This is a genomic window from Limnohabitans sp. TEGF002 (assembly GCF_055395845.1).
Window position 1 is genome coordinate 364,641 of record NZ_AP029224.1, and the last position, 23,085, is coordinate 387,725.

Annotated in this window: 20 protein-coding genes; 15 read left to right on the forward strand and 5 right to left on the reverse strand. The window is 58.8% G+C overall.

The features are described 5' to 3' along the window. Positions 1 to 178: 178 nt before the first annotated feature. Both tkt and ACZ5SR_RS01835 read right to left on the reverse strand, forming a co-directional pair. Positions 179 to 2,209 carry a transketolase gene (gene tkt, locus ACZ5SR_RS01830; RefSeq protein WP_464449891.1) on the reverse strand — a complete coding sequence of 677 codons (2,031 nt, stop codon included), beginning with the start codon at positions 2,207 to 2,209 and terminating at the stop codon, positions 179 to 181. A gap of 97 nt (positions 2,210 to 2,306) precedes the next feature. Beyond that, positions 2,307 to 3,401, reverse strand: coding sequence for a Rieske 2Fe-2S domain-containing protein (locus ACZ5SR_RS01835; RefSeq protein WP_464449892.1), 1,095 nt, complete (start codon positions 3,399 to 3,401; stop codon positions 2,307 to 2,309). 153 nt (positions 3,402 to 3,554) lie between these two features. Here ACZ5SR_RS01835 and ACZ5SR_RS01840 point away from each other — a divergent pair, with 153 nt between their 5' ends. The 14 genes from ACZ5SR_RS01840 to ACZ5SR_RS01905 all read left to right on the forward strand — a co-directional run bounded on the left by ACZ5SR_RS01840 (position 3,555) and on the right by ACZ5SR_RS01905 (position 17,237). Beyond that, positions 3,555 to 4,268: a nucleotidyltransferase family protein gene (locus tag ACZ5SR_RS01840; RefSeq protein ID WP_464450999.1), complete on the forward strand. Its 714-nt coding sequence runs from the start codon at positions 3,555 to 3,557 to the stop codon at positions 4,266 to 4,268. A gap of 104 nt (positions 4,269 to 4,372) precedes the next feature. Then, the gene (locus ACZ5SR_RS01845) at positions 4,373 to 5,761 is read left to right on the forward strand and encodes an aminopeptidase P N-terminal domain-containing protein (RefSeq protein WP_464449893.1); all 1,389 of its coding nucleotides are present in this window, start codon (positions 4,373 to 4,375) and stop codon (positions 5,759 to 5,761) included. A 5-nt stretch (positions 5,762 to 5,766) separates the two neighbouring features. Continuing rightward, positions 5,767 to 6,360, forward strand: coding sequence for an MOSC domain-containing protein (locus ACZ5SR_RS01850; protein ID WP_464449894.1), 594 nt, complete (start codon positions 5,767 to 5,769; stop codon positions 6,358 to 6,360). A 197-nt stretch (positions 6,361 to 6,557) separates the two neighbouring features. Further along, complete coding sequence (locus ACZ5SR_RS01855; RefSeq protein WP_108312337.1) at positions 6,558 to 8,861, forward strand: NADP-dependent malic enzyme; 2,304 nt, start codon at positions 6,558 to 6,560, stop codon at positions 8,859 to 8,861. Between the two features lie 154 nt (positions 8,862 to 9,015). Next, positions 9,016 to 9,429 carry a guanyl-specific ribonuclease gene (locus tag ACZ5SR_RS01860; protein ID WP_464449895.1) on the forward strand — a complete coding sequence of 138 codons (414 nt, stop codon included), beginning with the start codon at positions 9,016 to 9,018 and terminating at the stop codon, positions 9,427 to 9,429. Between the two features lie 29 nt (positions 9,430 to 9,458). Further along, positions 9,459 to 9,884 (forward strand): barstar family protein, encoded by a 426-nt coding sequence (locus ACZ5SR_RS01865; RefSeq protein ID WP_019429907.1) that lies wholly within the window; start codon positions 9,459 to 9,461, stop codon positions 9,882 to 9,884. Beyond that, positions 9,863 to 10,066 carry a hypothetical protein gene (locus tag ACZ5SR_RS01870; protein ID WP_464449896.1) on the forward strand — a complete coding sequence of 68 codons (204 nt, stop codon included), beginning with the start codon at positions 9,863 to 9,865 and terminating at the stop codon, positions 10,064 to 10,066. The genes ACZ5SR_RS01865 and ACZ5SR_RS01870 overlap by 22 nt, the downstream gene beginning before the upstream one ends. Positions 10,067 to 10,297: 231 nt before the next feature. After that, the gene (locus ACZ5SR_RS01875; protein ID WP_464449897.1) at positions 10,298 to 11,293 is read left to right on the forward strand and encodes a DctP family TRAP transporter solute-binding subunit; all 996 of its coding nucleotides are present in this window, start codon (positions 10,298 to 10,300) and stop codon (positions 11,291 to 11,293) included. Positions 11,294 to 11,372: 79 nt separating this feature from the next. Further along, positions 11,373 to 11,852 (forward strand): TRAP transporter small permease, encoded by a 480-nt coding sequence (locus ACZ5SR_RS01880; protein WP_464449898.1) that lies wholly within the window; start codon positions 11,373 to 11,375, stop codon positions 11,850 to 11,852. Further along, positions 11,852 to 13,132 carry a TRAP transporter large permease gene (locus ACZ5SR_RS01885; RefSeq protein WP_464449899.1) on the forward strand — a complete coding sequence of 427 codons (1,281 nt, stop codon included), beginning with the start codon at positions 11,852 to 11,854 and terminating at the stop codon, positions 13,130 to 13,132. The genes ACZ5SR_RS01880 and ACZ5SR_RS01885 overlap by 1 nt, the downstream gene beginning before the upstream one ends. Positions 13,133 to 13,172: 40 nt before the next feature. Beyond that, positions 13,173 to 13,985 carry a class I fructose-bisphosphate aldolase gene (locus tag ACZ5SR_RS01890; protein WP_464449900.1) on the forward strand — a complete coding sequence of 271 codons (813 nt, stop codon included), beginning with the start codon at positions 13,173 to 13,175 and terminating at the stop codon, positions 13,983 to 13,985. Continuing rightward, the gene (locus ACZ5SR_RS01895; RefSeq protein ID WP_464449901.1) at positions 13,982 to 15,022 is read left to right on the forward strand and encodes a zinc-dependent dehydrogenase; all 1,041 of its coding nucleotides are present in this window, start codon (positions 13,982 to 13,984) and stop codon (positions 15,020 to 15,022) included. The genes ACZ5SR_RS01890 and ACZ5SR_RS01895 overlap by 4 nt, the downstream gene beginning before the upstream one ends. Next, a complete protein-coding gene (locus ACZ5SR_RS01900) occupies positions 15,015 to 16,520 on the forward strand; it encodes a xylulokinase (protein ID WP_464449902.1) in 1,506 nt (501 codons plus the stop codon). Before ACZ5SR_RS01895 ends, ACZ5SR_RS01900 begins: the two co-directional genes overlap by 8 nt. Before the next feature lie 12 nt (positions 16,521 to 16,532). Beyond that, a complete protein-coding gene (locus tag ACZ5SR_RS01905) occupies positions 16,533 to 17,237 on the forward strand; it encodes a FadR/GntR family transcriptional regulator (RefSeq protein ID WP_464449903.1) in 705 nt (234 codons plus the stop codon). A gap of 77 nt (positions 17,238 to 17,314) precedes the next feature. Here the strand turns inward: ACZ5SR_RS01905 and rsmA are convergent, their stop codons facing one another. Genes rsmA through ACZ5SR_RS01920 form a run of 3 tightly spaced genes read right to left on the reverse strand, consistent with a single transcriptional unit; the run spans position 17,315 to position 21,880 of the window. Continuing rightward, a complete protein-coding gene (gene rsmA / locus ACZ5SR_RS01910; RefSeq protein WP_108312339.1) occupies positions 17,315 to 18,091 on the reverse strand; it encodes a 16S rRNA (adenine(1518)-N(6)/adenine(1519)-N(6))-dimethyltransferase RsmA in 777 nt (258 codons plus the stop codon). Next, on the reverse strand, positions 18,088 to 19,452 hold the full coding sequence (locus tag ACZ5SR_RS01915; protein WP_464449904.1) for a peptidylprolyl isomerase: 1,365 nt from the start codon (positions 19,450 to 19,452) through the stop codon (positions 18,088 to 18,090). The genes rsmA and ACZ5SR_RS01915 overlap by 4 nt, the downstream gene beginning before the upstream one ends. Continuing rightward, the gene (locus ACZ5SR_RS01920; RefSeq protein WP_464449905.1) at positions 19,445 to 21,880 is read right to left on the reverse strand and encodes an LPS-assembly protein LptD; all 2,436 of its coding nucleotides are present in this window, start codon (positions 21,878 to 21,880) and stop codon (positions 19,445 to 19,447) included. The genes ACZ5SR_RS01915 and ACZ5SR_RS01920 overlap by 8 nt, the downstream gene beginning before the upstream one ends. A 79-nt stretch (positions 21,881 to 21,959) precedes the next feature. Between ACZ5SR_RS01920 and ACZ5SR_RS01925 the strand changes: the two genes are divergently transcribed. Then, positions 21,960 to 23,078 (forward strand): aminoglycoside phosphotransferase family protein, encoded by a 1,119-nt coding sequence (locus tag ACZ5SR_RS01925; protein ID WP_464449906.1) that lies wholly within the window; start codon positions 21,960 to 21,962, stop codon positions 23,076 to 23,078. Positions 23,079 to 23,085: the final 7 nt, after the last annotated feature.

The following is a 23,085-nucleotide window of genomic DNA, read 5'->3' on the forward strand; positions in this document are numbered from 1 at the left end:
GGTGAGAGCCTCAGGAGATAAGTTACTAAACCGTTACGTAACCGGATTGGAAACCAAGACCCTTTCAGAATCCTGATCCCCGGACCTGGCTTCAGCGCCTTGTGGGCGAGGAAGGGGTCCGGCCGGTCAGTGGCCGTTGTGGCACGCAGCACCCCGTGAGGGGCGCCGTGGCCAACGATCAGGCCTTGAGCAGTGCGGCGTGGACCGTGTCGGCCACGTTTTCGGCGGTGAAGCCGAAGTGTTTGAAGAGCACAGGTGCTGGGGCCGACTCGCCGTAGGTGTCGATGCCGACCACAGCGGCGCAGCCGTATTTCCACCAGCCGTCGGTGGAGCCCATCTCGACCGCCACGCGGGGCAGGCCTTTGGGCAACACGCTTTGCTTGTATTCGCTGTCTTGGCGATCGAACACATTGGTGCTGGGCATGGAGACCACGCGCACACCGATCTTGCGTTCGGCCAGCAGCTTTTGCGCGGCCAGGGCCAGTTGCACTTCAGAGCCGGTGGCGATGATCACGCCGTGGGTCTTCTTCATGCCAACGTGTTCTGGCTCAGACAGCACATACGCGCCACGGCTGATGTCGCCCAGATCGCTCTTGGGTGAGTAAGCCAGGTTTTGGCGCGACAGCAGCAGGGCTGAAGGACGGTTCGCGTTTTGCAGGGCCACGGCCCAGGCCACGGTGGTTTCGGCCGTGTCAGCCGGACGCCACACGTCCAGGCCAGGGATCAGGCGCAGGCTGGCCGCGTGCTCGATGGACTGGTGGGTCGGGCCGTCTTCGCCCAGACCGATGGAGTCGTGGGTGAAGACGTGGATCACGCGTTGCTTCATGAGCGCGGCCATGCGGATGGCGTTGCGCGAGTAATCGCTGAAGGTCAGGAAGGTACCGCCGTAGGGGATGTAGCCACCGTGCAGGGCCACGCCGTTCATGATGGCGGCCATGCCGAATTCGCGCACGCCGTAGTTGATGTGGCGGCCGATTTTGCCGTCTTCGGTCTTCACCACGTCACCGGCCAAGTCCACGCGGAAAGCGGGGGTGCTCTTGGTGTTGGTGAGGTTAGAGCCCGTGAGGTCGGCCGAGCCGCCCAGCATTTCGGGCAGCGCGGCGGTGAAGGCTTCGAGCGCCAGCTGGCTGGCCTTGCGGCTGGCCACGGTCTCGCCCTTGGTGTGGGCGGCGACCACGGCGTCAAACGCCACTTGGTTGAAGTTCTTGGGCAAGTCGCCCTTCATGCGGCGCACAAACTCTTTGGCTTGTGCGGGGAAGGCGGCTTTGTAAGCGGCAAATGCGGTGTTCCAGGCGGCTTCGCGGGCTTTGCCGGCAACTTTCGCATCCCAGTCGGCATAGACCTCTTTGGGGATCTTGAAGGGCTCGGCCGTCCAGCCCAGGGCTTCGCGGGTGAGTTTGATTTCTTCAGCGCCCAGAGGTTCGCCGTGGGCTTTGGAGGTGCCTGCACGGTTGGGCGAGCCCTTGCCGATGGCGGTTTTGCAGACGATCAAAGTAGGCTTGTCGGCGCTGTGTTTGGCGGCAGCGATGGCTTTGGACACGGCCGCAGCGTCGTGGCCGTCCACAGCGTCGATCACGTTCCAGCCGCAGGCGGCAAAGCGCTGGGGCGTGTTGTCGATGAACCAAGGGGCGACTTTGCCGTCGATCGAGATGCCGTTGTCGTCGTACAGGGCGATCAGTTTGTTCAGCTTCCAGGCGCCAGCCAGGGCCACGGCTTCGTGGCTGATGCCTTCCATCAGGCAACCGTCACCCAGGAACACATAAGTGTGGTGGTTGACGATGGCGTGGCCTTCTTGGTTGAACTCGGCAGCCAGCATTTTTTCGGCCAGCGCCATGCCCACGGCGTTGGTGATGCCCTGACCCAGTGGGCCGGTGGTGGTTTCCACGCCGGGGGTCACGCCTACTTCGGGGTGGCCTGCGGTTTTGCTGTGCAGCGTGCGGAAGTTTTTCAGGTCATCGACCGACAGCTTGTAGCCCGTCAGGTGCAGCACCGAATAAATCAGCATCGAAGCGTGGCCGTTGGACAGCACGAAGCGGTCGCGGTTGGCCCAGTGCGGGTTGCTGGGGTTGTGTTGAAGGTGATCACCCCACAGCGCCACGGCCATGTCGGCCATGCCCATGGGCGCACCGGGGTGACCGGAGTTGGCTTGTTGAACGGCGTCCATTGCGAGGGCGCGGATGGCGTTCGCCATGTTGTGTGTATTGGCCATGTAGGGCAACTCCGGTGATGAGGTCGGGAAAACCCGTGATTTTAGCGGTTGTCCGCTGGGGCCCAAGGCGCAGGGATGGCGAAGAACAAAGCCAGCTTCAGTCCGGTGCCTCCTGGCGCTGCCGAGCCAGCACATAACGGCGCATGGCCACGGCCGGGGCATCGGCTGCCACTGAAAACTCGTACAAATCTTCGGGTGGGGTGCTGGCCAAGGCCTGCTCTTGCAGGGCCAGACCGTCCACATCTTCTTGAAAAGCCACAAACAACTGATCGTGCATGAAGCGTGTGGTCTCGGGGTTGCCCAAAGCAAAATCGCGTCCGTGCACGATGAAGTAATGGGTGCTGGTGGCGGTTTCGGGCGTGGGCATGTGCGCAGTGCGGATGCGAAACTGGGGGCGCTCGTTTTCGGGCAAATTGCAATCGTAGAAAGTCACCGACACCTCGTGCAGCCCCAGACTGCGAAATTCGGAACGCACGATGCGGGCAGCCTGGCCCTGTCCGGTCAAGCCTGTGGGAATGGCCCACACCGGGGGCAAGGTGGTGGGCACGACGTTTCGCAGCAAGGCAAATTGGCCATCGCCGATGACGCTTTCAAAGGCCGCTTTGGCGTAATCGGGCGTCCCAAAACTTTTGGCGTGCAAAAAACTCAAATGCGTCAGGTCCAGCAGGTTTTCGTGCAGGCGCACATAACTGCCTTGAAGGCTCAAATAGCCTTGTGAGCGCTCCCACTCGCCGCTTTCCATCCAGTCTTGTGGCGGCAGTTTGGACAGGTCGGCAAGCTCTGCCTCGCCCATCCAAATCCAGACCACGGCACCGCGTTCGTGGGTGCGGTAGGACCGGATGCCCACGTTTTTGGGGCAGTTGGCTTGTGAGGGGACTTCGATGCAGTCGCCTTCTGCGTTGAAGCGCAGGCCGTGGTAACCGCACACGATGGTGTCTTGGGTCAATGTGCCTGCCGACAGTGGCATAGAGCGGTGCGGGCAGCGGTCTTCGAGTGCCACCACCTGCTCCGTGCTGGTTCTGTAAAAAACCAATTGGCGTCCCAGCAGGGTGCGGCCCAGCAGTTCTTCCTTAATTTCCTCGGCAAAGGCGGCCACGTACCAGTCGTTCATGACAAAAGGTGTGTGCCGGTCGGCCATGCGATCGGAGGCGTTTTGTGCGGCGGCAATGACGGCGGGCAGGGGGCGTGTCATAGGAGTTTGAGGGTTGAATGTCCGGGAAACAGTGTAGGTCTCCCAGGTCGGCTCGTCCTGTCCCGAGAGCGCCTCAAAGCATGGCAATATCCCACCATGTCGATTTCAAACGCTCCGATCCCGTCTACGCTCGGTACGGCTCCGGCCCAAGCCATGGTCCTCGCCGCAGGACGCGGCGAGCGCATGCGCCCCCTCACCGACACCACCCCCAAACCCATGCTGACCGTGCGCGGCCAGCCACTCATGCAGTGGCCCATGCAGGCCTTGGCACGGGGCGGTTTTCTCCACCAACTGGTCAATACCGCCTGGTTGGGTGAGCAGATTCCGGCGCATTTTGGCGACCGCACCACTTGGCCCGGCTTGCCCGAGGTGCAGATCAGTTACTCCCACGAAGGCCAGGACTTTGGCCAGGCGCTGGAAACCGCTGGCGGCATTGTTCGCGCCCTGCCCCGCTTGGCTGAGGTGTTTTGGGTGGTGGCCGGCGATGTGTTTGCGCCCGATTTCGTGTTCACGACTCAGGCCTTTCAACGTTTTGTCGCCAGCCCTGCATTGGCCCACCTGTGGTTGGTGCCCAACCCGGCGCACAACCTGGGCGGCGACTTTGGCTTGTCGGCCGAAGGCCTGGTGTTGAATCTGCCCAAAGGGGCGGCAGGCCGCGACCACACCTTCAGCACCATCGCGCTGTACAAAAAAGCCTTTTTTGTCGATTGCGGTGTGCCTGCGGGCAACCCCCAGGGCACCGCGCTGGCGCTGGCTCCCTTGTTGCGCGCGGCGATGGACCGTGGGCAGGTGACAGGCGAGGTGTATGCGGGCAACTGGACCGATGTGGGCACGCCCGAGCGGCTGGCGCAGCTCAATCAGAGCTAGGTGACCCCGAGGTTTTGTTGCCCGTGCAAGCGAGCCCCTGCTCACCAATGGGTCTAGTGCCCTGAACGCACTCGAACCCAGGGGCGGCCTCCTACAATGTTCAGATGACTTCTAACGCCCTCTACGCCCAACGCCGTGCCCGCCTCGCTGCCCAACTGGGCGCAGGCGGTATCGCCATCATCCCCACCGCGCCCGAGCGCCAGCGCAACCGCGACAGCGACTACCTGTACCGGCATGACAGCTACTTTTATTACCTGACCGGGTTCGCCGAGCCGCACGCCAGCTTGGTGATCACAGCCGAGGGCGAGTGCACGCTGTTTTGCCAAGCCAAAGACCTCGAGCGCGAAATTTGGGATGGCATCCGCCTGGGGCCAGACGCGGCACCCGCTGCTTTGGGCGTGAGCCGGGCCTTACCCATTGGCGAGATGGCCGCTCAGATGCCCAAGTTGCTGGAAAACCGCAGCACCGTTTGGTACCCCTTTGCCATCCACACTGGGCTGGAGAGTTTGGTGAACGGCTGGCTGCAGTCGGTGCGGGCCCGTGTGCGTTACGGCGCTTTGTGCCCCGAGCAGCAGCGCGATCTGTGCAGCCTGCTCGATGAGATGCGGCTGGTGAAAGACGCGCACGAACAAGACATCATGCGCCGCGCCAGCGCCATCAGCGCTCGCGCCCACATCCGCGCCATGCAGCGCAGCGCGGCCATGCTGCGTGCGGGGCAAGAGGTGCGTGAATACCACCTGGACGCTGAGTTGCTGCACGAGTTCCGCCAAAGCGGCTCGCAGTACCCGGCCTACGGCTCTATCGTGGCGGGCGGGGCCAATGCCTGCGTGTTGCATTACCGCGCCGACACCGCTTTGATCCAAAACGGTGATCTGGTGTTGATCGATGCCGGTTGCGAGCTGGACGGTTACGCCAGCGACATCACCCGCACCTTCCCGGCCAACGGCACATTCACCGGGCCACAACGCGCTTTGTACGACCTGGTGCTGGCTTCGCAAGACGCGGCCGTGGCAGCCACCAAAGCGGGCGCCCGTTTTGTCGATCCGCACGAAGCCACGGTGGCCGTACTGGCTCAGGGCCTGCTCGATGTCGGCCTGCTCGACAAGAACAAGGTCGGCAACGCGCAAGACGTGATCGCCAACCGCAGCTACTTCCAGTTTTACATGCACCGCACCGGCCACTGGCTGGGCATGGATGTGCACGACTGCGGCAGCTATGTGGAGCCGTCACAGGTGGGCCAGATCAGCGAACGCCAAGACCCGCTGAGCGGCGAGTTGATCAAAGACCGCCCCAGCCGCATCTTGCAGCCAGGCATGGTGCTGACCATCGAGCCGGGCTTGTATGTGCGCCCTGCACCCGGCGTGCCCGAGCAATTCCACAACATTGGCATCCGCATCGAAGACGACGCCATCGTCACAGCCACCGGGTGTGAGTTGATCACCCGTGGTGTGCCTGTCAAGGCAGAGGAGATTGAAGCCTTGATGAAAGCCTGAGTCACATGACGGGACTTCAAGGCACCTGTGTGCGGTCGATCCAAGTCGGCCAGGTTCAGCCGCTCATGGTGGGTGGGCGCAAGCTCATGTCGGCCATTGGCAAGACCCCCGTGCAAGGCCCTGTGTCCGTGGGGCCGCTGGGTTTGGCCGGCGACGAACAGGCCGATCTGAGTGTGCACGGCGGCCTGAGCAAGGCGGTGTATGCCTTGCCTTCAGAGCACCTGACTTGGTGGCAAGCCCAGCGCCAGACGCAGGGCGCAACGATGTTCGTGGAAGAGCTGGCCCCCGGTTATCTGGGTGAAAACCTCAGTCTGCAAGGCCTGCTGGAAGAACATATTTTCATCGGCGACAGCTTGGACTTTGGTGATGTGGTTTTGCGTGTGACGCAGCCGCGTGAGCCCTGCGGCAAATTCAACGCGGTCATGGGTTACACCCATGCGGCCAAAGACATGGTGCAAAGCGGGCGTTGCGGGTTTTATCTCGCGGTGGACCGGCCGGGTCGCTTGCAAGCGGGTGCCCGTTTCGAAGTCATTTCGGGTCCGCAATCCATCAGTGTGGCGCAAGCCCTGAAGCACAAAGCGTGGAAGCATTTGCGTTGAATGCCGCCATTTGTGCGCAAAAGTCAAAAGCCAACTCACTTGCGAGGGGCATTACCCAGGCCTGATCCCTCGAATCAGGGGTCTACAATGAAAATACTGTCTGACTGTCGCCCTGGATGTTGACAAATCATTTGTCATCCAGATTGGCTGCTGAACCCTGGCACGCCTGACAGCACATCCCTACAACGGAGCAAAAAATGACCAACAAGGTCCAAGCCGAAGAAAAACGCGCCCAGTTGCGCAAAGCCGCTCTCGAATACCACGAGTTCCCCACCCCCGGCAAAGTGGCCATTGCTGCCACCAAACAGCTGGTCAACCAGCACGACTTGGCCTTGGCTTATTCCCCTGGCGTGGCTGCGCCTTGCGAAGAAATCGTCAAAGACCCGGCCAATGCGTTCAAGTACACCAGCCGGGGCAACCTGGTGGGCGTGGTGACCAACGGCACTGCCGTGCTGGGTTTGGGCGACATCGGCCCACTGGCCAGCAAGCCGGTCATGGAAGGCAAGGGCGTGCTGTTCAAGAAGTTCTCGGGCATCGACGTGTTCGACATCGAGATCAACGAAAAAGACCCCGACAAGTTGGTCGAGATCATCGCTTCGTTGGAGCCGACGTTTGGCGGCATCAACCTTGAAGACATCAAGGCACCGGACTGCTTCTACATTGAGCGCAAGCTGCGCGAGCGCATGAAGATTCCAGTCTTTCACGATGACCAGCACGGCACGGCCATTGTGGTGGGCGCGGCGATCCTCAACGGTTTGAAGATCGTGGGCAAAGACCCCAAAAAGATCAAGCTGGTCACCTCTGGCGCAGGCGCTGCTGCCTTGGCTTGCTTGGGGCTGCTGGTCAAGCTGGGCATCCCGCGCGAAAACATCTGGGTGACCGATTTGGCGGGTGTGGTCTACGAAGGTCGTACCGAGTTGATGGACGAAGACAAGATCCAGTTCGTGCAAAAAACCGAGCACCGCACGCTGCGCGAAGTGATTGCTGGTGCCGATGTGTTCTTGGGCTTGTCTGCGGGGGGCGTGCTCAAGCAGGACATGGTCAAGTCCATGGCGGCCAAGCCCTTGATTTTTGCGTTGGCCAATCCCAACCCTGAAATCAATCCCGAAGACGTCAAGGCCGTGCGCGACGACGCCATCATGGCCACAGGCCGCACCGACTACCCCAACCAGGTCAACAACGTCCTGTGCTTCCCCTACATCTTCCGGGGTGCGCTGGACTGCGGTGCGACCACCATCACGCTGGAGATGGAAATTGCGGCTGTGCATGCCATTTCAGAGTTGGCGCAAGCCGAACAAAGTGAAGTGGTTGCAGCGGCCTATGTGGGTGAGCCTCTGGCTTTTGGCCCGGAGTATTTGATTCCCAAGCCGTTTGATCCGCGCTTGATGATGAAGATCGCACCTGCGGTCGCGCAAGCGGCCGCCGACAGTGGTGTGGCTTCTCGCCCCATCAAAGACCTGGACGCTTACCGCGAAAAATTGCAAGGCTTTGTCTACGCCTCGGGCACCATGATGAAGCCCATCTTCACGGCTGCCAAGCGCGCCCTGAAAAAGCGCATTGCCTACAGCGAAGGCGAAGAAGAGCGCGTGCTGCGCGCCGCCCAGATCGTGGTCGATGAAGGCATTGCCCGTCCCACCTTGATCGGTCGTCCTGCCGTGATCGCCGAGCGCATCGAAAAATTCGGCCTGCGTCTGAAAGAAGAGCTGGACTACGATGTGGTCAACGTCGAGCTGGACCACCGCTACCGCGATTTCTGGCAGACCTATCACCGCCTGACCGAGCGCAAGGGCATCACGCAGCAGATCGCCAAAATCGAAATGCGTCGCCGTTTGTCGCTGATTGGCGCCATGTTGCTGCACAAAGGCGACGTGGACGGCATGATCTGTGGCACCTGGGGCACCAACCCCATGCACCTGAACTACATCGACCAGGTCATCGGCAAGCGCGCAGGCGTCAACACCTACGCCTGCATGAACGGTTTGATGCTGCCGGGCCGCCAGGTGTTCATGGTGGACACCCACGTGAATTACGACCCGACAGCCGAGCAATTGGCCGAGTTCACCATCATGGCAGCCGAAGAAATGCGCCGTTTCGGCATCCAGCCCAAGGCGGCGTTGTTGTCACACTCGAACTTCGGCTCGTCCAACCAACCCAGCGCCGTCAAGATGCGCGACGTGTTGGAGTTGTTGCGTAAAAATGCGCCTTGGCTCGAAGTGGATGGCGAAATGCACGGTGACGTTGCATTGGACGCGGCAGCACGACAGGCCATCATGCCCAACAGCAGTTTGATCGGTGATGCGAATTTGTTGGTTTTGCCAAACATTGATGCCGCCAACATTGCCTACAACCTGCTCAAGACCGCAGCGGGCGGCAACATTGCCGTTGGCCCCGTTCTGTTGGGTGCTGCCAAGCCAGTTCACATCCTGACATCCAGCACCACCGTGCGCCGGATTGTGAACATGACAGCCCTGACTGTGGCCGATGCCAACGCCGCGCGTTAAGCCATAAAACGACAGCAAGCGCTAACTTGATGTTGGAATGCCCAGACGGGCTTTGCCTGTTTATTGGGCAATCGCTTGCTTTTTTATGGCGTTTGCCTCACACTAGCGCCTTCGAGTGTTCGGGTTAACCCGGGGACTTCTGAAAGGTGTTTTCATGAAAGTGGCGCGACAAATCGCCGCCCCGCAGCGCTGGATGCCGGTGCTTTTGGGGTTGGTGTTATCAATTTGCACTTTTTTGGTGCAGGCCCGTCCAGCCACCGAAGCTCAAACTTCATCGACCATGTCGGTGACAGATTTGCCGCGAGAAGGCCAAGAAACGTACCAACTTATCCGCAAGGGGGGGCCTTTTCCGCATGAAAAGGACGGGACGGTTTTTGGCAACCGCGAGCGGATTCTGCCGCGCGAAGTGCGGGGGTTTTACCGTGAATACACCGTCAGAACACCCGGGGTGAAGCATCGCGGAGCGCGGCGCATCGTTTGCGGTGGCCAGGTTCCCCGAAATCCACAGACCTGTTATTACACACAAGACCATTACGCGAGTTTTCGCATGATCGTCGACAAGCCTTGATTTTTAGACTTTAGAGAAAGACCACGGAGATGGACACGCCGATTCGTCACGACCAAGAGGCGCCCCTGAAGGGCGTGCGGTCCAACATCGTGCAATCGATTCGCGCTTACCGCGTGAGCGACTTGCAAGAAGCCGCCCAAGGCTTGGGTCACCACTTTTTGTACGCCAACTTGGCCGAAGCCCAGAGCAAACAAGACGTGTTGGACCTGATTGGTGCGCAATTCACGCTGCCTTCGCACTTTGGCAAGAACTTTGATGCCCTGTACGACTGCATGACGGACCCTTTGCACAAGTCGGGCCCACAGCCTGGCTTCATCGTTGTGCTGGAGCAAATTCCAGCGCACGTCAAATTTGACAAGGAAGCCCGCGAGCAATTGCTGGACATCTTCCGTGACACCGCTGATTACTGGGGAGACAGGAAGATACCCTTCCGATGCTTCTATTCTTTTCTGTAGCCCGTTCTGCGCAAAACAGCCAAGCAGGACGGGCGATTGAGGCACAAACCGAGGACGCCGCAGTGGCCGAATCGATCGAAGAAGGCGAAAAAATGCCCACCGACAAATTGGTGGACGTGTCGCCTTTGGCGCTGCGCATGAGCAGCCCATTTAACGCAGGTTATTGGCTCGCAGCCGCCTGAGCTTGACACAGGTCCTTTGAGGACCCATCCCAAAAGCCCGTCCCAGAGACGGGCTTTTTTTTGCCCATTTTCAGCTGCGCCGAGCCCATCGAGCTGCATCGGGCTTGCGCACCTGGATGGCATTGCGTGCTTATTTTTGTTTTTCAAGGGTTTTCCATTATTGATTATACCAATTTATTTTCTTATGCTCGGCTACCAACCCAAATTGGTATAACCATTAGGAGACTCACGATGCGGAAATTCAAAACTCTGATCCTCACTGGCTTGCTCGCCCTGACAGGTACCTGGGTATCGGCCAAAACCACATTCACGCTGTCCACCCCCGACCCGGATAACTCGGAAATCACACTGGCAGCCAAAAAATATGCCGAGCTGGTGGCTGCCAAAACTGGTGGTGAGGTCGAAATCAAAGTATTCCCCAACGGTCAGCTCTACGGCGGTGACCCGTCTGCTGCCGTGCGGCAACTTGCCGGAGGGTCGCTGGACATGTTGTTGTTGTCCTCGTCGCTGTACGCCAACTTCAACCCCAAATTCACCGCCATTTCGATCCCGTATTTGTTCGATGACAACGCGCAATTGCGCAGTTATCTGGCGGGCCCTTTGGGTCAGGAATTGCTGGGCGACCTCAACGGCATCGGCTTGAAAGGTTTGGGCATGTGGCAACGCCCATTCCGTCAAATGACCAATTCGCGCAAACCGATCCAGTCACCGCAGGATCTGGCGGGCATGAAATTCCGTGTGCCCAACAACCCGCTGTGGGTGGAGTTCTTCAGCAAGATGGGCGCGGCTCCTACGCCCATGGCTTTTGGCGAGGTCTACAACGCCCTTCAATTGAAGGTGGTGGACGGTCAGGAAAATCCGATCAACATCCCCGTGACGGCCAAGCTGTATGAAGTGCAGAAGTACGCCACGATGTCCAACCACATGGCCGACGGCTGGGTGTTGGCCATCAATCCTGGCAAGTTCAATGGATTGGCTGAAAAGGACAAACAAGCGTTGCAAGCCGCTTCCATCGAGGCCGAAGCCTGGAAAGCCGCCAACGATGCCGCAGATGCCAAACAATCGATTGACTTTCTGGTGTCCAAAGGTGTGGCGGTAAACAGCCTGACAGCCGAGCAACAAAAGGCATTTGTGATGGTTGCAAAAGGCCTCTTTCCACGGTTTTCGCAACTGGTGAAAGACCAAGCCTTCTTTGACAAAACCCTGACCTTTGTTGGCAAAAAGTGAGTGATGCACCATGAGTCACACGCTGCCCCCTGAATCTGCAAATGACCGTCCGAGTGCGGGATCTCGTCTGCTGACCTTGATGACCGACGACGTTTGTGGTGTCGCAGCTGCTGCCATTGTCGTGGTGGTTCTGGTGCAGGTAGCGGGTCGACTTTTGGATGCGCCGTTTTCATGGACAGAAGAGCTGACACGCGCCTGCTTCATCTGGATGGTGTTTTCCGGCATTGCCGCCAGCATCCGCCATGCAGATGCTGCGCGCGTCACCGTTTTGCTTCGGTATTTTCCAGGCTTTATACGCCGCATGGCTTTGCCCATTTATGTGGGTTGCAGTCTGAGCTTTTTCTTGCTGACTGCTTGGACGGGTTGGTACATGGTCCGTCAGCAAGTGGTCATGAATGAACAAATTGCGACTCTGGGTTGGCCCAGCTGGGTTGTCGGTGTAATCGTTCCGATTTCCGCTGTGTTGTCGATTTTCAGTTTATGGCAATCGCTGAGGGCACACCGATCCAGCATCGCTGTCGCAGACAGCCACGCACAAGTCAGAGGTGAAGCCAAATGATGAGTCTGACATTGCTCGGCCTGTTTTTACTCTTGTGTGCATTGGGTTGTCCTTTGGCGATTGCGCTCGGGCTGTCCAGCGTTGCGAGCATTGCCATTTTTACCAGCACGCCGGTTCATGTGTTGTCTGAAAGCATGTTTTCAGCCATGAACTCCTTTTTGCTGGTGGCTGTGCCCTTGTTTCTGCTGGTGGGACAGCTGATGGACAAAGGTGGCGTAGCCGATCGGATTTTCGACTTCGCTCATGCGATCGTGGGTTGGTTGCCTGGCGGCATGGGGCACGTCAACGTGACCTCATCGGTGGTGTTTGGTGGTATTTCCGGTTCGTCGGTTGCTGACATTGCATCGCTGGGTGCGATCGAAATCAATGCGATGGTCAAACACGGTTATGACAAGGGCTATGCCGTGGGCATGACGCTGGCCACTTCCACGCTCTCGTCCATCATTCCACCCTCCATCTTGATGGTGATTGCGGGCTCTATTGCCAACCAGTCGATTGGCTTGCTGCTCATTGCCGGTCTTGTGCCGGGGCTTTTCATTGCCGCATTTTTGATGGTCTACAACCACATTTACAGCGTTCGCCGTGGTGTGTGCAAACCCACTCCGTTTGATGTGCGTCACTTCACCAAGGCGGCAGCCAGAGCCATTTTGCCGATGCTGACGCCGGTGATTTTGATGGCGGGCATTCTGGATGGATTTTTCACACCCACTGAAGCGGCTGCCATTGCTGTGGTGTACACCTTTTTCATCGCCGCCATTGTGTACAAGAACATCACTTGGGCCGACATGCGAGAAATGCTCAAGGAAACGGGTCGTTCCAGTGGCGGCATCTTGTTCATCGCTGCGACTGGCAAGCTGGCCGCTTGGGTATTCGCATTTGACGGCTTGCCCGTCATGCTGGGTACATGGCTGGGCACCATCACCAAAGATCCGACCTTGATCATGGTGTTGATTTTTCTTTTCCTCGTGGTGGTCGGCATGTTCATGGACGCGATAGCCGCCATGTTCATCCTCATTCCCATCTTGGTGCCTCCAGCGGTGATGCTCGGTGTCGACCCTATCCATTTGCTCGTGATCATCGTCATCACCCTCACGTTGGGGCTGGTGACACCTCCGGTGGGTGTTTGCTTGTTTGCGGTGGCCAAAGTCACCAACATGAGCTTGGAAGAAGTCATCAAAAGTTCGACAGGGCCTGTGTCAGTGTTGATCGTTTCGATCGTCGCCCTGGTTTTGTTTCCTGTGTTGGTAATTGGTCCTCTGAAGTTGTTCGGAATGTACTGAGTGCCTGTTTTTAACGATCATCAATTGAATTGGAGTTCTCATGTCTGTAGGTAAACAAGTTCGCATGCGCCGTCTGTTGGGTCCATCCGGGCGCATGCTGGCCATCACCATTGACCATCCCATCACTCGTGGTGTTTTGCCTGGCTTGGAGGATATTCACGGGACGATGAAGAAGGTGGTTCGCGGCATGCCGGATGCCATCACCATGCACAAAGGCATTGCCGAAAAAGTGTTTGCGCCATATGCAGGACAAGCCGCCATGATTTTGAAGGTCAGCGCCTATTCCACCCAATACCATCCCCACTACGATGCACCGGTTGCCGATGTGGAGGAGGCCGTTCGTTTGGGCGCAGATGCGGTGTCGGTGGGCTGTATCGTGGGTGGCCCTGAGCAGGCGCAACAACTGGGCTTTCTCGGGCGCATGTCCAAAGAGGCGCAATCGATGGGCATGCCTTTGGTGGCGCACATTTATCCCAAAGGCACCATGATCAAAGATCCACATGATGCCAAAGCGGTGCTTTATGCCGCACGTGTTGGCGCAGAGTTGGGTGTGGACATCATCAAGACCCTTTGGACGGGTTCTGCCGAAAGCTTTCGCAGCGTTGTCGAAGGTTGCCCTTCCATGGTGGCGCTGGCAGGGGGCGAAATGGGTGAAACATTGGAAGACTACTTGCGCATGACCCGCGAGGCCCTGGACGTGGGTCTGGGTGGCGTCACTTATGGCCGGTTTGTCTGGCAGCACCCGCACACCAGCAGTGTGATCAAGGCCCTCAATGCGTTGATTCACCACAATGCCAGCGTGGAGGCTTCGCTCAAAGTGTACGAAGACGATGTTGCAGCAGGTGTCCAATGAAAGCCGCCATACTGAAAGCCCCCAATGTGCTGGAGGTCGCCGACATGGCGACGCCGCAAGCCGGCCCCGGCGAGCTGATTTTGTCGATCCGTGCCGCCACGGTTTGCGGTACCGACTTGCGAATCCTGTCAGGTAAAAAGACCAAGGGCATTCGCTTTCCCTCGGTCATTGGCCACGAATTCTCGGGTGTAGTGGTCGAAACGGGCGCTGGTGTGACGGGCTTCAGCACCGGTGACCGTGTCTGCATGGACCCTGTGGTGCCTTGCCGTGCTTGCGCGTATTGCAAAGCTGGCTTGGAAAACGTGTGTCAGAACCGCCAGGCGATGGGTTATGAATTTGATGGCGCTTTTGCACAGTACATCCGGATTCCGGCGATTGCCTTGCAGGCAGGCAATGTGTTCAAGATGCCAGAAGGCATGAGCTTTGAAGCCGCTGCATTGAGTGAACCACTGGCTTGTTGCATCAATGGCCAGAAAAACGCCCAAGTGGGCTTGGGTGATTCGGTCGTCATTCTCGGTGCCGGTCCGATTGGCTTGATGCATGCTGCCTTGGCCAAGGCGGCAGGTGCACGACAAGTCATCATCAGCGAACCCCATGCCGGACGCCGTCAGGCCGCATTGGAGCGTGGCGTCAATGTCGCCTGTGATCCGACGCGGGAAAATCTGCTCGATCTCGTCAAACAAAGAACAGAAGGTCTGGGTGCCGATGTGGTGATCCTGGCGATTGGCGTACCGGCCTTGGCGAATGAAGCCTTGAGCCTGGTTCGCAAAGGCGGGCGTGTCAACCTGTTCGCAGGATTTTCTCAAGGTGATATGTCGAGCATCGATGTGAATCTGATCCATTACAACGAAATCACCGTCACGGGTGCCAGCGCGTTGAGCCGCAGCGGGTATGAATTGGCGCTGAACATGTTGTCTACTGGCCAAATCGATGCCACCTCTCTGATCACACACCGATACGGTGTGAATGACTCTCTGGCCGCATTTGAAGCGGCAGCCAGTGGCAAAGCCATCAAAGTAGCCATCCACAATGACTGAAGTCTTTCTGGGCATTGATGCCGGGACAAGCGCCATCAAGGTGTGCGCTTTTGACAAGCAAGGTGCTTTGCTCAAAAAAGTGCAACGCTTTGTCCCGGTCATCACGCCATACCCCTTGTGGGTCGAAATTGATTTGGAGCGTTACTGGGAATTGCTACTGGAAGCCTTGCAGGAAGTCACCGCACACACAGGACCGGTGAGTTCCCTGGGCTTGTCGACCACATGCCCCACGACCATTTTGCTGGACAGCGAGCGCAAGCCTGTGCGCCATGCCATGGTCTATCTGGATGGCCGTGCAGACAGCATTGTCCGATCCGTGGTGGGCGAAGACACCGTCGCTTTTCAGCGCCTGAGTGGCAACCGGGCCAGCACCTCCACATGCTGGGCAGCCAATTTGATGTGGGTGCAGAAAAACGAACCCGAAGTCTGGAAGAGCGTGCGCAGTGTGTGCATGCTCAACAGTTACATTGCCATGCGCATGACGGGCGAGCTGGCGATTGATCCCACCCAGGCTTCCTATTCGGGGCTCATGGACGTTCAACAGGCCGATCCGCAGTGGCACCCTGAGCTGATGGCTTTGTGGAAGACTCCGGCAGCTTATTTGCCCCCCATCGTTCACGGTGCGCAGCACTTGGGCCAGGTCACTTCCGACATTGCCGCCTTGACGGGTATTCCTTCCGGTGTAGCTGTCGCACTGGGTGTGGCCGATACGGCATCGGCTGCATTTGCCATGCAGTTGCGTGACAACGGACAAGCCTTCGAGTCTGTGGGAACGTCGGGCGTGATCACCTTTTGCATGGATCAACCGGATTTTGAACCGGGGTTTCTCAATCGCCACCACGTGTATCCCAAGCGATGGCTTGCCCACGGTGCCATGTCCACACTCGGAGGCTCTTTCGGGTGGTTGCAGAGCAAGATTTGGCCAGAAGTGAAGTCCCTGGCCGAGCTGGAACGGTTGGCACAAGAATCCTTGCCGGGTGCCAATGGGCTGATTTTTTTGCCTTACCTGGCAGGTGAACGCAGCCCCATCTGGGACTCTGAAGCCAGTGCCGCATGGATCGGTTTGCGCTTGGGCCATACGCGTGGTGACATGATTCGTGCGGTTTTTGAAGGCACGGCATTCGGCCTGCGACAAATCATGGAGTTGGCTGAGCGCAAGTGGGGCTTGAAGCCCACGCGCATGGTCGGCGTAGGGGGCGGTTCTCACAGCCGTTTCTGGGCACAAATCAAGGCCGATATTCTTTGCCTAGAATATGGCACCACAGAATTTCAGGATGCCGGTGCATTGGGTGCCGCCATGCTGGGGGGCATTGCCGGTGGCCATTTCTCGGGCCTGGAAGATACGGCATTGCCTTCGGTGAAGATATCTTCGCAGTGGGTCAAACCCTCTTTTGCAGACAAGCAAGATATTTACCAACGTCATTTTGAAATATTCACCCGCCTCTACCCTGTTCTTGCGTCATCCATGCACCAGCTCGGTCAAAAGCCTTCGAGTTGATGGTGGGGCGTTATGAGCGAGGACACCGACGATCTGCTGATCCGCATCATTGAAATCGCCATGCGCGTGCGGCCGGATGAAAGCGGCCGCGTGCGATTGCCGACAGAGCGGGAATTGTCAGAGGTGTTGGACGTGCAGCGTCCGACCGTGCGTGAACGGCTCACGGTGCTGGAAACGCTGGGGTTCGTGACGCGCCGACAAGGCAGTGGCACTTTTTTGTCGCTGCCCAACGCACAGGTTCTGCAGTTTTATTTTGAAGTCAGTCTCAAGCTGGGATTTTTGTCGCTGGAGCAAATTCAAAAAGCGTTGGAGATGATCGGCATGGAAATGGCCGTGACCGCCTCCATCGACGCCAGTCGTGAGGAATTTGACGCACTGGATGCTGTGGTCGCACGCATGGCCGAAGCCAACAGCATTGACGGCTTTGCCCAATGTCAGCTGGATTTTCATGTCGAGTTGGCCAAAGCGGCGCACAACCCGGTCATCTCTCTCATCATCGATGGGCTCACGAGCGTGATCCGCACGGTCATGACCAATCGGGTGCGGATGATTTCGGTTGTCAAAGGCAGTTTCGATCGCAGCGTGCACACGCACCGCTCGGTGATTCAGGCGCTACGTGACCGGGAACCTGAAATGGCAAGGGTTGCGTTGCAGGAGTGTTTCTCGCTGTGGCGCCGTGAATCAGCCAAAATTTCCATGCTTTACGTCACGGAATAAAGCCAAGACCGCTGTCCGCTGTGGCTGTGCATTGACCCAGGCACGCACTGCCCACCAGCAGGCGTCTGAATCGCGGGTCAAACCGCTTGGGCCAAAGCCACAAACTCGGCCACCGGCACTTCTTCCGCACGGCGTTGCAGGTCAAAGTTGCCTGCAAAGCCTTTTTCTTCGAGCCATTTGCCCAAGGTGTTGCGCAAAATTTTGCGGCGCTGGCTGAAGGCGACTTGCACCAGCGTTTCCAGCGTTTTGACGTTCACCTCGGGTGGCTGTGCCAAAGGCACCATGCGCACCACGGCGCTGTCCACGCGGGGGGGCGGGTCAAAGCTCTCGGGGGGCACAAACAGCACGTTGGCCATGTCGTAACGCCATTGCAGCATGACCGACAAGCGGCTGTAGTCCGAGGTGGCGGGCTTGGCCACCATGCGGTCGATCACTTCTTTTTGCAGCATGAAGTGCTGGTCTTCGATCACGTCCACTTGCGCCAGCAAATGGAAGAGGATGGGCGTCGAGATGTTGTAGGGCAGATTACCGACCACGCGGATTTTGGAAGCACCTGTGGTGCTGCCTGTCAGCATCTGCGTGGCCAGCGCCCTGAAGTCGACTTTCAAGACATCCGACTCCACCACCGACAGGTGCGGGTGTTCGCGTAAACGCACCGCCAGATCTCGGTCCAGCTCGATCACCGTCAAATGCCCCAAGCGCTCGACCAGGGGCTGCGTCAACGCGGCCAGGCCCGGACCGATTTCAACCATGGGCTGGCCTGCCTCGGGGTTGATGGCGTCCACGATGGCATCGATGATGCCGCCGTCGGTCAAAAAGTGCTGACCAAACCGTTTGCGTGCAATGTGTTTCATTGGGGTGGCTCGCGCATCTCGACATAAGCCCGGCCGCGAATGTCTTGGACCCAGGTGGCATAAGCTTCGTCGAGTTTCTTTTCACGCAGGGCGCTGCGGGCCATGGTGCGTTGTTCTTGATCGCTCATGGGCGCGTTGCGGCGGTCGGTGACTTCGATCAGGTGCACACCAAAGCGCGACACCAGCGGTTCCGCCACCTGGCCTGGGCGCAGGCGGTTCATGACTTGTTCGAATTCGGGCACAAACATGCCCGGGTTGGCCCAGCCCAAGTCGCCGCCTTGTTGCGCGCTGCCGTCTTGTGACATCTGGCGCGCCACGGTTGCGAAGTCAGCTTTGCCAGAAACCACGGCTTGGCGCACTTCCGTCAGCTTGGCCACCGCCTGAGCTTGTGACATTTGCGCAGAAGGACGCAGCAAGATGTGACGGGCCCGCGTTTGCGTGACCAGCAAGGTGTTGGCCTGGCGACGCTCAATGACTTTGAGCACGTGAAAGCCTGCGGCAGATCGCACCGGGGCAGAGACGTCACCCACATTCAAGCTGCGTGTGGCGTTGACAAACAAATCGGGGTAGCGGTCCATGGGGCGCAGGCCCATGTCGCCGCCATTGGCACCCCGGTCAGTGGCTTGCGAAAAGGATTTGGCCAAATCGGAGAAGCTTTCACCGCCACGCGCACGGCGTGCGATGTCTGCGGCGCGCTCGCTCAGGGCCTTGGTTTCCGATTCGCTGCTGTTTTCCGGCACGGCAATCAGGATCATGCCCAGATTCAGCTCAGCAGGCAGTTGCGCCGCTTGGGCCTTCAGCTGCTCGCGCAGGAATTGCTCGACTTCCATATCCGTGACACGGACGCGGCCTTCAATCTCGCGCTCACGCAAACGGCTGAGCGTCAGCTGTGTCCGCAACTGCTCGCGAAACGTGCTCAGCGCAATGCCGTCTTGTGCCAGACGCTTGTGCATTTCATCACGCGTCAACTGGTTGCTGGCCGCCACATTGACTTCAGCTTGGTCGATTGCCTCATCTTCGATTTTGATGCCTGCATCGCGTGCCTGCTGCAACTGCGCTTTTTCATTGATCAGTTGTTCTACGGCCAGCCGTGTGAGTTCGTTGGTATCGGGCTTGCTGCCGCCGCGTGCGGTGGCTTCGTTGGCCAGTCGCTGGCGCAGCACCTGAACATCGCGGTTGGTGATCGGTTCGGAGTTGACGACCGCCACAATGAAATCCGCCTGACGGATGGCGACGGTGGAGGCTTTGACCGGTGCCACATTGGGGGTTTGTGCCCAAGCACCGGGTGTGCCGAGCAGGCTGACCGCACCCAGGATGGAGGCCAGCCAAGCTGAACGAGCGGGAGAGAACAGTTTATTCATAGTGCTGGAACCGACTGGGTTGGACCGCGCTGTCGCGCAGGTATTGGTAGCGGGGAATGTTGTCACTGAGGCTCTTCAATGGGCTGACGCCCACGCGTGCAAAACCAACGAATTCAAGTTGAAACAGGATGCGGCTGGTGGCGCTGCTGGCGCTGACACTGGAGACGTTGGTCTGCAGCCGCTGAAAGGCGACCCTGCCCAGCCAGCAGCCCGCATCGTATTCGAGGCCAACCAAGGTGTCCACCAGACTGCGTTCCTTCAGGCTGTAATTCAGGCGGCCCACCGTGTACCAGCGGTCGGGCCCCAGACCTTGGCCGGAGGTCCGCGTCCATGCCGTTTCTGCTTGCCGGTCGGTCCTGCCGAGCAGATCGCTCACAGGCCATTGCCAGCCGATGTCCACAAATTCGGTTTTGGGCGTGACTTGGTTGTTGGCCCGGTAAGCCATGTTGATGACGCGGTAAGGGCTGTGACTGTAACGCCCTTGCAGGGTGGTTCTGCTGATCTCGTGTGTCTGGTTCTTGGCCTGGATGGTGCCGTCGAATGACCACCGATCATCCCAGCGGATGCCCGCGCCAAACAAAATATCGCTCAGTCCAGCGGCTCTGTCGGCCTGATTGGATGACAAGTTGACCTGTTGATCGGAAAACCGGATGCGTTGTGCCACACCCACCCGAAGCATTTCAGCGCCCGTGCCTGCATCAAAAAACCGGCTGTTCAGGCCCAGAGTCAGCGCATCGTTGTCCACCAGACGGTCCTGTCCCACATAGGCGTTTTCACTGAAGATGGTGGACAGGTTGAAGTCGGTGGCTCCGCTGTCATAAACCGGCAGCATGTCCTGGTTTTTGTAGGGCGTTCGGGCGTAAAAAGCGCGGGGCTCCAGGGTCTGCAAAACATCGCGGCCAAACCAGCGGGTTTCGCGTTCAAACACCAGGCCAGAGTCGACACTGAAAGTGGGCAAGACCCGGTTCACGGCCGTGGCACCGTTGTCGAGGGCGCGGTCCATCTGGTAGCGCGTGGCGTGCAGCTGTACCTTGGGTGTGACGAATCCCCAAGGGCGAATCCATGGGCGGCTCACCTGCGCTTGTATGAAGCTGCGCTCACCGTTGCGCGGCAAGATCCCGGCACTGACCAAACTGGCCACGCGTGAATAGTCGGCCTCAAAGCGTGTGGTGTCACCCACCACCGACCAATCGAGGCCTTCGGCATTCCATTGGCCATAGCGCATGGTGATTTGTGGTGCCCGGTCGTAGGGTGGGGCTGCTTCTTGCAGGTTTTGCCAGCGCTGCACTTGGGCGGTCATGCTGAAGTCGCCACGCCCCCAGGACAAGACCCCTGTTGAGGGCAGAACACGTTGGGTCAGTACCAGGCCTGAGCGAGGGAAGTCGCGCCAGTAGTTGTTGTCGCTGACCCGGTTCAAGGTCAAGCCCAGTCCAATGCGACCCACACTGTCCAAGCCGGTTTCAATGCCGCCATTGTGTTGGCTTGAAAGACCCCAGCGATTCGAGTCCCGCAATTTGTCGGCCGGCATCAGGTTCAGACGCACTTGACCGCTGTAGTCCCGTTCCAGATAACGAAACTCGGTGTCTGCAGCGATGCCGCGTTGGCTCATCACATGGGTGGTGACTGTGGCATCGCGGTTGGGGGCAATGTCAAAGTAATAGGGCAGTGCCACCTCAACGCCATTGACCGTGTCGACGCTGAGCAAAGGGGGCAGCAGGCCTGATTTGCGTTCGTTGGACAAAGGCAGGCTGACGGAGGGGGCTGCAAAAATCGGCACATCCTGAAAGCGGAACTGCACGCCTTTCGCGTCAATGGAGGATTCTTCTTCGTCGATCGTCAGTTGGGTGGCTTTCAGCAGCCATTCAGGCAGCCACTCCGGACCGGGTGTGCGTCGGCATGTGGTGTAGTTGGCTTGGCGAAGGACGGTGCGTTTGTTGTCCACAAACTCCACCACCGCCGCTTGGCCGTAGCCGCCGCTGCTGTACAGCTCAAAATCCGGTTTGTCAAAAGTGCCCTGAAAGCTGTCGACTTTCAGATTCAGGTGTGGCCCCACGAACACACTGGTTTCACGGCTGACACGCACTTTGCCTGAGGCGTCCACCACATCCTGGGTCTGGTCGTAGTCCACCCGGTCTGCGCTCACCGCCAACCCGGGCCGCCGAATGCTGGCCTGGCCTTGCACCACCAAGTCCATGTCGGGGCGCGCCGTGATTTGTGCGCCTTTTACAAAGACCGCACCTTCGGACTGCTGACGCTCGGAGACTTTTTCTTCGAGCAAAGGGCTGCTGCGCAAGGGCAAGCTTGCGGGTTGGGCTTGGGCCCAGCTGGCACCCAGCGTCAACAAGGCTGCAGCAACGGCCACAGCGCGTGGGGCAGAGATGGCGGCGGCGGTCAACAGCAGAGAGGGTGAAGCGGAATGGATGGCCACAAATTGGGAAAATAATAAAAGAAGCAGCCTGTCCTTGCCCTGAAAGGGTGCCAGCAGGCTTTGTAGAATGCGATTATCCATGAGCCACCCCTCTTTATCCCCAATCCCCTCGCTTGCACCTGTTTCAGAAGTCAGCTGGGCAGACCCTGTACGGCAGGGTTTGTTCAACGACTGGATCGCGGGCATCGCTGCAACGCAGGGACTCTTGCCCGAGACCTTGCGCATCGCATCGGCCGACGCCAGCTTTCGCCGCTATTTGCGGGTGGACACTGTGCAAGGCGACAGCCGCATCGTCATGGATGCCCCGCCCGACAAAGAAAATTCGGAGCCCTTTGTCCGCATTGCCGCCTTGATGAAAGACGCGGGCCTGAACGCCCCCGTGGTGCTGGACTGGCACGAAGCCCATGGCTTCATGTTGCTCAGCGACTTGGGCGATGCCACCATGATGTCGGCCATCGACGCTGAGCGCCCGCAGGCCAACCATGGGTTGTACATTCAGGCGGTCGACACGCTGGTGCAATGGCAACTGGCCTCACGCCCTGGCGTGTTGCCACCCTACGATGCGGCTTTGCTGAACCGCGAGCTGAGCCTGTTCCCTGATTGGTACTTGGGCCAGCACAAAAAAGTGCAGCTTGCAAGCAAAGACCAAGAGACCGTGGACAAGGCTTTTGCCTTGATCGTGCAGCGCAACCTGGCCGCACCCAGCGTGTATGTGCACCGCGATTTCATGCCGCGCAACCTGATGATGCCCCATGGAACAGGTCCGCTGAGCCAGCAACTCGGCGTGCTGGATTTCCAGGATGCGGTTTACGGCCCCGTCACTTACGACGTGGCCAGCCTCATGCGCGATGCCTTCTTGACCTGGGACGAAGACTTTGTGCTCGACATCACCATCCGCTATTGGGAAAAAGCCCGCAAGGCCGGGCTGATGGACTTTGAAGATTGGCACAGCGACTTCGGCGCGTTCTACCGCGCCGTCGAGTGGATGGGCCTGCAGCGCCACCTCAAAGTGGCCGGCATTTTTGCCCGCCTGACCTTGCGCGATGGCAAACCCAAATACCTGGTCGATGCACCGCGCTTCATCCACTACATCCGCAAAGCCTGCGACCGCTACCGTGAACTCGGCCCGCTGCTCAAGGTGATCGACGAGATCGAAGGCACGACCCCCCAGGTCGGTTTTGCCTACGGACGGATGTAAATCTTTC

Coding starts and splice junctions, on each gene's coding strand:
- tkt (WP_464449891.1), bottom strand. CDS start 2,209: ATGGCCAATACACACAACATGGCGAACGCCATCCGCGCCCTCGCAATG.
- ACZ5SR_RS01835 (WP_464449892.1), bottom strand. CDS start 3,401: ATGACACGCCCCCTGCCCGCCGTCATTGCCGCCGCACAAAACGCCTCC.
- ACZ5SR_RS01840 (WP_464450999.1), top strand. CDS start 3,555: ATGGTCCTCGCCGCAGGACGCGGCGAGCGCATGCGCCCCCTCACCGAC.
- ACZ5SR_RS01845 (WP_464449893.1), top strand. CDS start 4,373: ATGACTTCTAACGCCCTCTACGCCCAACGCCGTGCCCGCCTCGCTGCC.
- ACZ5SR_RS01850 (WP_464449894.1), top strand. CDS start 5,767: ATGACGGGACTTCAAGGCACCTGTGTGCGGTCGATCCAAGTCGGCCAG.
- ACZ5SR_RS01855 (WP_108312337.1), top strand. CDS start 6,558: ATGACCAACAAGGTCCAAGCCGAAGAAAAACGCGCCCAGTTGCGCAAA.
- ACZ5SR_RS01860 (WP_464449895.1), top strand. CDS start 9,016: ATGAAAGTGGCGCGACAAATCGCCGCCCCGCAGCGCTGGATGCCGGTG.
- ACZ5SR_RS01865 (WP_019429907.1), top strand. CDS start 9,459: ATGGACACGCCGATTCGTCACGACCAAGAGGCGCCCCTGAAGGGCGTG.
- ACZ5SR_RS01870 (WP_464449896.1), top strand. CDS start 9,863: ATGCTTCTATTCTTTTCTGTAGCCCGTTCTGCGCAAAACAGCCAAGCA.
- ACZ5SR_RS01875 (WP_464449897.1), top strand. CDS start 10,298: ATGCGGAAATTCAAAACTCTGATCCTCACTGGCTTGCTCGCCCTGACA.
- ACZ5SR_RS01880 (WP_464449898.1), top strand. CDS start 11,373: ATGACCGACGACGTTTGTGGTGTCGCAGCTGCTGCCATTGTCGTGGTG.
- ACZ5SR_RS01885 (WP_464449899.1), top strand. CDS start 11,852: ATGAGTCTGACATTGCTCGGCCTGTTTTTACTCTTGTGTGCATTGGGT.
- ACZ5SR_RS01890 (WP_464449900.1), top strand. CDS start 13,173: ATGTCTGTAGGTAAACAAGTTCGCATGCGCCGTCTGTTGGGTCCATCC.
- ACZ5SR_RS01895 (WP_464449901.1), top strand. CDS start 13,982: ATGAAAGCCGCCATACTGAAAGCCCCCAATGTGCTGGAGGTCGCCGAC.
- ACZ5SR_RS01900 (WP_464449902.1), top strand. CDS start 15,015: ATGACTGAAGTCTTTCTGGGCATTGATGCCGGGACAAGCGCCATCAAG.
- ACZ5SR_RS01905 (WP_464449903.1), top strand. CDS start 16,533: ATGAGCGAGGACACCGACGATCTGCTGATCCGCATCATTGAAATCGCC.
- rsmA (WP_108312339.1), bottom strand. CDS start 18,091: ATGAAACACATTGCACGCAAACGGTTTGGTCAGCACTTTTTGACCGAC.
- ACZ5SR_RS01915 (WP_464449904.1), bottom strand. CDS start 19,452: ATGAATAAACTGTTCTCTCCCGCTCGTTCAGCTTGGCTGGCCTCCATC.
- ACZ5SR_RS01925 (WP_464449906.1), top strand. CDS start 21,960: ATGAGCCACCCCTCTTTATCCCCAATCCCCTCGCTTGCACCTGTTTCA.